This window comes from Streptomyces sp. NPDC002690, from assembly GCF_053592415.1.
Map to the genome: position 1 here is coordinate 1 of NZ_JBSFVR010000342.1, position 7,995 is coordinate 7,995.

Annotated in this window: 6 protein-coding genes and 2 pseudogenes; 2 read left to right on the plus strand and 6 right to left on the minus strand. The window is 70.7% G+C overall.

The features are described from left to right. Positions 1-72 (minus strand): annotated as a pseudogene (locus ACWD3D_RS29735) (lytic transglycosylase domain-containing protein); the annotation flags it as partial. 50 nt (positions 73-122) lie between these two features. On the opposite strand from ACWD3D_RS29735, the gene ACWD3D_RS29740 reads away from it, so the two are divergent. Further along, entirely contained in the window at positions 123-866 is a 744-nt protein-coding gene (locus tag ACWD3D_RS29740; RefSeq protein WP_451463858.1) for a hypothetical protein, read from the plus strand. Between the two features lie 45 nt (positions 867-911). Here the strand turns inward: ACWD3D_RS29740 and ACWD3D_RS29745 are convergent, their stop codons facing one another. The 5 genes from ACWD3D_RS29745 to ACWD3D_RS29765 all read right to left on the minus strand — a co-directional run bounded on the left by ACWD3D_RS29745 (position 912) and on the right by ACWD3D_RS29765 (position 7,365). Next, the gene (locus ACWD3D_RS29745) at positions 912-2,696 is read right to left on the minus strand and encodes an ABC transporter ATP-binding protein (protein WP_451463859.1); all 1,785 of its coding nucleotides are present in this window, start codon (positions 2,694-2,696) and stop codon (positions 912-914) included. Between the two features lie 146 nt (positions 2,697-2,842). Next, a complete protein-coding gene (locus ACWD3D_RS29750) occupies positions 2,843-3,346 on the minus strand; it encodes a DinB family protein (RefSeq protein ID WP_451463860.1) in 504 nt (167 codons plus the stop codon). 84 nt (positions 3,347-3,430) lie between these two features. Then, positions 3,431-5,098: an MFS transporter gene (locus ACWD3D_RS29755; protein ID WP_451463861.1), complete on the minus strand. Its 1,668-nt coding sequence runs from the start codon at positions 5,096-5,098 to the stop codon at positions 3,431-3,433. 68 nt (positions 5,099-5,166) lie between these two features. Beyond that, the gene (locus ACWD3D_RS29760; RefSeq protein ID WP_451463862.1) at positions 5,167-5,799 is read right to left on the minus strand and encodes a class I SAM-dependent methyltransferase; all 633 of its coding nucleotides are present in this window, start codon (positions 5,797-5,799) and stop codon (positions 5,167-5,169) included. A gap of 204 nt (positions 5,800-6,003) precedes the next feature. After that, positions 6,004-7,365, minus strand: coding sequence for an FAD-dependent oxidoreductase (locus ACWD3D_RS29765; RefSeq protein ID WP_451463863.1), 1,362 nt, complete (start codon positions 7,363-7,365; stop codon positions 6,004-6,006). A 287-nt stretch (positions 7,366-7,652) separates the two neighbouring features. Between ACWD3D_RS29765 and ACWD3D_RS29770 the strand changes: the two are divergent. Continuing rightward, positions 7,653-7,995, plus strand: a pseudogene (locus ACWD3D_RS29770) (adenosine kinase); the annotation flags it as partial.

A 7,995-nucleotide genomic window follows, 5' to 3' on the forward strand; every position in this document is an offset into this window, starting at 1 on the left:
CTGGAACTGGTCGGCGGGGATCATCTGCCGCGCCATCGCCTGGACCTCGGCGACCGAGTACGAGCCCTGGGCGACCAGGAGCGCATTTGCCGCTCCCCGTCGCACCCCTGGAGAGCTTTGCCATGTCCTTCCCGCCCTCAGGCCGTCACTCCGGTGCCGCGCACCACGAGTACTGCAACAGTGCCCTGTGCTGCCGGTGCCAGACGCGGACCTGGTCCACGAACGTGGCGGGGGAGCGGCTCTGCGGACCCTGCAGCTCCTGCTGCCGCGAGTGCGGACGGGCTCCGGCTCCCCACCTGGACGGCCTCGACCAGGGGCTGTGCGCCGAGTGCCGCGGATTCTGCGGACGCTGCCTCTCCGCGAAACGGCCGGACGGCTCCTGCGGCTGCGAGGCATGGCACCGCCACGCCGGCAAGGACCCCTTCGGCTACGTGGTCAACGCCCTGCCGCAGCCCCTCATCCAGGGATTCGGCCGGCGGCTCCCCGCCGAGATCCACGACCTGATCCGTCAGGAGCTCGGACGGCGGACGGCCTTCCTGCTCCGGGAGCGGATCGAGCGCCGCTGGAACCTCCGCTGGGCGCACGCCCTGCACGAGACGGACGAGGACGGCCGCCGCCGCTACACGCCGCTGGAGATCGCGGAAGCCCTGCTGACGCGGGGCCGCTGCCCCGATCCCGACTGCGAGGACGGCTACCTCACCACCACCGACCTGCCCTGCGGACGCTGCCGACAGCCCACGTACCGGTTCGTGCCGTCCGTATCCGAGCGGCGGGCGACCACCGACCACGCCCGGCACACCGCCGCGCAGATCCGGCGCGACCTGCTGGAGAACCGCACCCGTACCCGGCGCGCCCCGCGCGGCTGAACCGGAGCCCGCAGCGGCCTCCCCCGGCCGCTGCGGGCGTACGTCCTACGCCACCCGGGACGGGTGCAGGCCCGCGTACACGCCGCCGAGGCGCATCAGCTCCTCGTGCGTGCCGCTCTCCGCCACCCGGCCGCCCTCCATCGCCACGATCCGGTCGGCGGCCCTGATCGTGGACAGCCGGTGGGCCACCACGAAGACCGTCCGGCCCCGCACCAGCCGGGCCAGCGCCTCCTGCACCAGCGCCTCGGAACGGGTGTCCAGCGCGGAGGTCGCCTCGTCGAGGATCAGTACCTTCGGGTCCCGGATCAGCGCGCGGGCGATGGCCAGACGCTGTTTCTGGCCACCCGACAGCCGGGCCCCGCGTTCGCCGACCACGGTGTGGACGCCGTCGGGGAGGGACTGGACGAACTCCAGGGCGTTCGCGTCGCGCAGCGCCTGGCGGACCGTGTGCTCGTCGGTGTCGCCGAGACCGTAGGTGACGTTCTCCTCCACCGTGCCTTCGAAGAGGATGGACTCCTGCGGGACCACGGAGAGGAACCGCCGGTACGTCCGCAGGTCCAGCGTCGCCATGTCCCGGCCGTCGAGCAGAATCCGCCCGGACGTCGGCCGGATGAACCCGATCAGGAGGTTCAGGACGGTCGACTTGCCCGCCCCCGAAGCACCGACCAGCGCGACGGTCTCGCCCGGCCGGGCGGAGAGCGTGAAGTCCCGCACCGCGTCGCCGGAGGCCCCCTCGTAGGAGAATCCGGTGTTCTCGAAGTCGATGCGCCCTTCGACGCGCTCCACTCGTTCCTTGCCCGCGTTGACCTCCAGGTCCGGCGCCTGGAGCACCTCGCCCGCCGAGCGGACCGACTCCAGCCCCTGGCTGATCACCGGCGCCAGGCTCAGCAGCGTGGACACGGAGCCGGTGAGTGTGGTGAAGAAGGCGCTCAGCATCACGACGTCGCCCGCGGTGATCGCCAGCCAGCCGTGGTAGGCGACCAGCGCGGAACCGGCGAGGCAGCCGACGCCGAGCGAGTTGAGCAAAATCCAGGCCATCGCACCGAACCGGCCGTTGAGCACGTCCAGCCGCAGACCCGCCGTCAGCACCTGGCTCAGCGGACCGTCCACCCTGCCGAGTGCCGCCTTCTCCAGCCCGTGTGCCCGGGTGATGGGGATCAGGCTCGTCATCTCGCTGACACGGGCCGAGAGTTGCTCGACCTCCTGGCGGAACGACTCGTTGTGGGTGCGCAGTCGGGTGCGCAGCCTCATGACGAGGAACGCGGCGGCGGGCACGACCACGAGGAACACCGGCAGGAAGGCCGGTACCCGGACGGCTATCACGGCCAGGCCGCCGATCAGGGTGACGATACCCGCGAGCCCCATGTCGGCGCTCTGCTGGACCATGTGCTCGACCAGTTCGACGTCCCGGACCACCTTGGCCTGCAGGACGCCGGCGCTGGTCCGCGCGTGGTAGCCGATGGAGAGCTGCTGCATGCGCCGGCAGAGCGCCTGCCGCAGGGACGTGCCCATCCGCCGCACACTGCCGTTGAGGCAGCGGACGTACAGCAGATGCATGGGGTAGTTGAGTACGAGGACGAACAGCAGCGCACCCGCGTTGAGCCACAACTCCCTTTCGGGACTGTGCCGGACGACGATGTCGATGATGTTGGCGGTGATCAGGGGGAGCAGCCAGATCGGGCTGTGCTTCACGATGAACGCCAGCACGGCGAGCACCAGCCGGGCCCGGTCGGGGCGCAGCAGGTAGCCGAGGGTGCGGACGGGGTGTTCGCCCCGGTATTGGTGGTCGAGTGCGGAGAGCCGCGGAGGAAGGGCAAGCGTGTGCTGCATCAGGCCAGCCAAGCCGCCCGCCCTCCGCCGCCGCAAGACCCATCCGCATCGTGAGCCGGGGTTCCGCCGGTCACGGGCCGGAAGCCGGGGCCAGGGGCGGTACGGTCCGAGAGTCCCAGGGCCCCGTCGTGGCGTCGAGACCCGGCCTACTCGCCGGTCTCACCGTCGATGGCCTCGCGCAGCAGGTCGGCGTGGCCGTTGTGCCGCGCGTACTCCTCGATCATGTGGGTGAGGACGTAGCGGAGCGAGATGGCCTCACCGCGGAAGTCCACGGTGTCGTCGAGGGACGCGACGGCGTCCGCGGCGGTGCGGGAGGCTTCGCACGCCTCGTTCCAGAACGCGAACGCCTCTTCCCCGTCCGCGTCTTCCACGAGGAACTCCGCGAATTCCCCTTCCACCTTTGGCCAGAGAGGCTTGAGATCCGCGCCGCTCACCACTGCCCCGAACCAGCTCCGCTCGACCTCGGCCGCATGGCGTACGAGGCCCAGGAGCGTCAGGCCCGACGTCGGTACCGCTCTCAGCCTCAGCTGTTCGACGGTCAGGCCGTGGCACTTCATGGCCAGGGTCGCACGCTGGTGGTCGAGAAACTGGGTCAGGGAAGCCCGGTCGTCGGCGACCTTGGACGGATGTATGCGCGGGTCATCGGTCATCCGGTGATGATCGCAGGAGCTCGGCGTTCCGTACATCGCCTTTCTCGCCAGCCGGACATGACGGTCTACCGGTCAGGGTTTCTGTCAGGCGGAGGACGGCCCGGACGACGTGTCGGGCGGCGGGTCCGCGGAAGGGGAGGTCATATCCGTCCCGCCCGCCGTCACCCGGGTTCCCGGGTGCCAGCGGGAGCAGACGTACGCGATCACGAGCGCCCCGGCCATTCCGTAGAAGACCCACTGGTTTGCCTCCGCGAAGTCCACCCGGATCGCGTGCATCGAGTCCCGCGCGATCTCGGCGGCCCTGCCGTCCCCGGTGGGCTGCCGCGCGTCCGCGTTCCCGGTAACGGACTCCGCGATGCTCTGCGCCGCGTCGTGGGCCGTGTCGCTCGGTACCCCCGCGTCCCGCAGGGTCCCGGTGACCCGGTTCACCGTCACATGCGTCAGTACGGTGCCGAAGACCGCGAGTCCGATGCTCGCCGCGAAGTTGCGGATGGTCTGCGTGACACCGGTGACTTCGCCGTACGAGGCTCCGATGGCGCGGTTCACCGCGTCGGTGGAGGCAGGGGCGAGCAGGAGGCCGATTCCCGCGCCTGCGATGGCCGCGTAGAGCCACTGGTCGTGCATCGAGAGCTTCGTCAGGTTGGCGGCCCACAACGCGAAGCCGACGGCGCCGACCGCGGTGCCGAGCCTGATCGCCGGGCGGGCTCCCCGCTTGTCGAGGATGCGACCGCCCCATTGCGAGGCGAGCGCGAACCCGATGAAGAAGTACAGGAGGTAGAGCGCGGCCTGGTTCGGGGACGCGCTCAGCGACACCTGGGCGTAGACCGATGCGAAGAAGAACACGGGCACGAAGGCGAGCATGGCGAAGAAGAGCACGGCCATGTCCACGCTGAACGCCCGGTCGCGGAAGACCTGGAGCTTGACGAGCGGGTGCGCGGCGCGGAGTTCGAAGCGGCAGAAGAAGACCAGGACCACCAGTCCGGCCGCGATGCACGCCCAGGTCGCGGCCGAGTCCCAGCCCCAGGTGGCCGACTGCTGGAGCCCCAGCACGGTCAGCCCCATGCCGGCGGCCATCAGTACGGCGCCCGGCACGTCCAGCGGTTCACGGCGGGAGCGGTCCGGGATGCGGGCCAGCAGGGTGAGCACGATCGCGATCACCGCGACGGGCACGTTGACCCAGAAGATGGCTCGCCATGTCCACCCGGTCAGCCAGCCGCCCAGCAGCGGCCCGACCGCGGTGAGGGCGCCGGAGATCCCGAAGAAGAGAGCGAGGGCCCGCCCCCGGCGTTCCACCGGGAACACAGCGATCACGACGGCGAGCGCGGCCGGGAACATGAACGCCGCTCCGATGCCCTGCACCGCGCGGAACCCGATCAGCCAGGCCTGTGCGAAGTCGCCGGAGGGCACCGCCCCGCACAGGGCGGAGGCAATGACGAAGATCAGCGTTCCGCAGAGCATGACCCGGCGATGGCCGTAGAGGTCGGAGAGCCGGCCGCCGAGCGCGAAGAACGCGGCCAGCGTCAGCAGATAGGCGTTGACCACCCACTGCATCTGCGAGGAGGTGAGGCCGAGTTCACGGATGATGTCGGGCGCGGCGATGGCCACGATGGTCTGGTCGATGAAGGTCATCGACACGGCGAACAGCATCGCCGCGAGCGCCAGCGCCTGGTTCGGCGGCGGTGTCCCCGCCGTCGTCCCGTCGGGCCGCCGGTGGCCGCTCGCTCCGCTGCTCGTCTCACCCGTCGATTCCATGGAGTCCATGGTCACCTCGGGGCCGCGCACCCGCACGCCGGGCACCGCACGACGGCGGCCCGCGGGCGTCAGGCGCGACGGCAGTGCAGGAAGAGGTGCGGCTCCGGCGTGGCTTCCGGATGATCCGGGGTGAACAGCACACCGCGTTCGGACAGGACGGTGAAGCCGGCGTCCGTCACCAGCGCGGTGAACGCGGGTGCGTCGAAGCTGGTCACCCGCACCGGACGGCCCATGAAGAGACCGTCCACGCCCTCCACGTCCAGCGGCACCGTCGCCACGGACAGCAGCCCGCCGGGACGCAGGACCAGGGCCAGCCGGGCCAGCAGTGCCGCCTGTTCGGCCCGCGTCATCTGGAGGAGCGAGAAGTGGACGCACACGGCGTCGAAGGACTCCTCGGCCAGGACGAGTTCGCGGACGTCGGCCCGTACGAAGGACGCCCCGGGGACCTGCCGGGCCGCCAGTTCCACCATGACCGGCGAGACGTCGACCCCGTGCACCTCGTGCCCCGCGGCCACCAGGGCCTCGGCCGTCGGCCGGCCCGTCCCGCTGCCCACGTCCAGTACCCGGCTGTGCGGCCCGAGAGCCCCGGTCAGCTCCCGCAGGGCATCCCGGTGCGCCGGAGAACCGGCGAAGGCCCGCTCGTACTGGGCGCCCAGCGCGTCGAACACCGCCGCAGCCGAGGTGCCGCTCGTGTCGTCCATGAGTACGTCCTTCTGCCGGCCGGAGGAATGACATCGGTCGAACGGGTGGAAAGCGTACCGGGGACGGGCCTGTCCCGCCCCGGGGAACGTCGATCCGCGCTCGATCCGCGCCCGATCCGCGCCGAGGCGTCCTCCGGTGGGGCGGACGACCGCGTCCCCGGCCTTCCGCGAAGGGAGACCGGGGACGCGTATGCCGTGCGGGGATCAGGCTCCGGAGGCGTCCAGCATCGCCGAACGCTCCACCACCTTGATCCGCTCGCGGCCCTGCTCGGCGCCGAGCGCCTTCTCGTGCGCGTCCAGGCGGTGCCAGCCCTCCCACGTGGTGTAGCGGACCCCGCGGCCCTCCAGGTGGGCCACCACGGCGTCGGGTTCGGGCTGCGCCGGGGCGGGCAGGCGGCCCTCGGCACGGTCTTGGAGCAGGCACTCGACCGTCTCGTTGGCGTCACCCTTGGTGTGGCCGATGAGACCGATCGGACCACGCTTGATCCAGCCGGTCACGTACACCGAGGTCATGTGCTCCGAACCGGCGATCACACGCCCCGCCTCGTGCGGGACCGTGCCCGAGGCCGGGTCCCAGGGGAGCTTCGGCAGTTCGTCGGAGTAGTAGCCGACCGCGCGGTACACGCTCTGCACGTCCCAGTCGGTGAACGCGCCGGTGCCGCGCACGTTGCCGGTACCGTCCAGCTCGGTGCGCTCGGTACGCAGAGCGACGACCGAGCCGTCCTCGCCGAGCACCTCGACGGGCGACTCGAAGAAGTGCAGGAACAGCTTGTGCGGGCGGTCGCCGACATCGCGGATGGCCCAGTTCTCCAGCGTCTGGGCGACCATGTTGGCCTGCTTGTTGCCCCGGCGGGTCTCGATCGAGCCCTCGTCGTAGTCGATGTCCTCGGGGTTGACGATGACCTCGATGTTCGGCGAGTGGTCCAGCTCGCGCAGCTCCATCGGGCTGAACTTCGCCTGGGCGGGACCGCGGCGCCCGAAGACGTGCACCTCCAGCGCCTTGTTGGCCTTGAGGCCCTCGTAGACGTTGGCCGGGATCTCCGTCGGAAGCAGCTCGTCCGCGGTCTTGGCGAGCACACGCGCCACGTCCAGGGCCACGTTGCCCACGCCGAGCACGGCGACCTTCTCGGCGGTCAGCGGCCAGGTGCGCGGCACCTCGGGGTGACCGTCGTACCAGGAGACGAAGTCGGCGGCCCCGTAGGAACCGTCCAGTTCTATCCCGGGGATGTCCAGGGCGCGGTCGGCCTCGGCGCCCGTGGAGAAGATCACCGCGTCGTAGAAGGAGCGGAGCTCGTCCAGACCGATGTCGTTCGGGTAGTCGACGTTGCCGAAGAGGCGGATCTGCGGCTTGTCCAGGACCTGGTGCAGCGCGGTCACGATGCCCTTGATCCGGGGGTGGTCGGGGGCTACGCCGTAGCGGATCAGACCGAAGGGTGCGGGCATGCGCTCGAACAGGTCGATCGAGACACCCGGGTCCTTGGCGGCTTCGGATTTCAGCAGCGCGTCGGCCGCATAGATTCCGGCGGGACCGGCTCCGACAATGGCGACGCGGACGGGGCGTGTCATGGGGCTGTAGTTCCTTCGTTCCTCGGGGCGGGCGAACGCGGGCAGGGTGCCGTCAAGGTAAGGCTTGACTTACTACACCCCCCTACACGCTATGTCCTCGCCTTCCGGGCCCTGTGACCGGGGTCGCCGCGAGGGCTGCGCGGAGCTGCGGCGGCCCGCGCGGTACGGCTGCCCGACCGTCGATGAAAAATATTTCAGCACTTTTCCGCAAGTTATTGCGGGCCTCGTGGGCGGCTGCTTGACTCGCTCCCGTCCCGCTACGAGCCGCGACCCCGGGAGAGCGCCCCATGAGCACGGAGAACGACGTCCTGGTCCTGGGAGGAGCGGGTGTCGACACCATCGTGTACGTCCCCGAGCTGCCGCTCCCGTATGCCGACAGCCACATGATCCGCCCCGGCATCACCGCGCGCGCCGGGCAGACCGGCGACTTCGTCACCCTCGGGCTCGCCGCCCTCGGCCTGCGCACCCACCACATCGACCTGATCGGCGACGACCACGAAGGAGACCTGGTACGGGCCTTCCACCGCGACCGGTCCCTCCCTCTCACCACGGTCCCCCAGCCGCTGGGCACCAAGCGCGCGGTGAACCTCGTCGGCCCGGACGGGCGACGGCTCTCCCTCTACGACGACA

What these genes read in the sequence shown, in the direction of transcription:
- ACWD3D_RS29745 (WP_451463859.1), bottom strand. Translation starts at nt 2,696, where the DNA reads ATGCAGCACACGCTTGCCCTTCCTCCGCGGCTCTCCGCACTCGACCAC.
- ACWD3D_RS29750 (WP_451463860.1), bottom strand. Translation starts at nt 3,346, where the DNA reads ATGACCGATGACCCGCGCATACATCCGTCCAAGGTCGCCGACGACCGG.
- ACWD3D_RS29755 (WP_451463861.1), bottom strand. Translation starts at nt 5,098, where the DNA reads ATGGAATCGACGGGTGAGACGAGCAGCGGAGCGAGCGGCCACCGGCGG.
- ACWD3D_RS29740 (WP_451463858.1), top strand. Translation starts at nt 123, where the DNA reads ATGTCCTTCCCGCCCTCAGGCCGTCACTCCGGTGCCGCGCACCACGAG.
- ACWD3D_RS29765 (WP_451463863.1), bottom strand. Translation starts at nt 7,365, where the DNA reads ATGACACGCCCCGTCCGCGTCGCCATTGTCGGAGCCGGTCCCGCCGGA.
- ACWD3D_RS29760 (WP_451463862.1), bottom strand. Translation starts at nt 5,799, where the DNA reads ATGGACGACACGAGCGGCACCTCGGCTGCGGCGGTGTTCGACGCGCTG.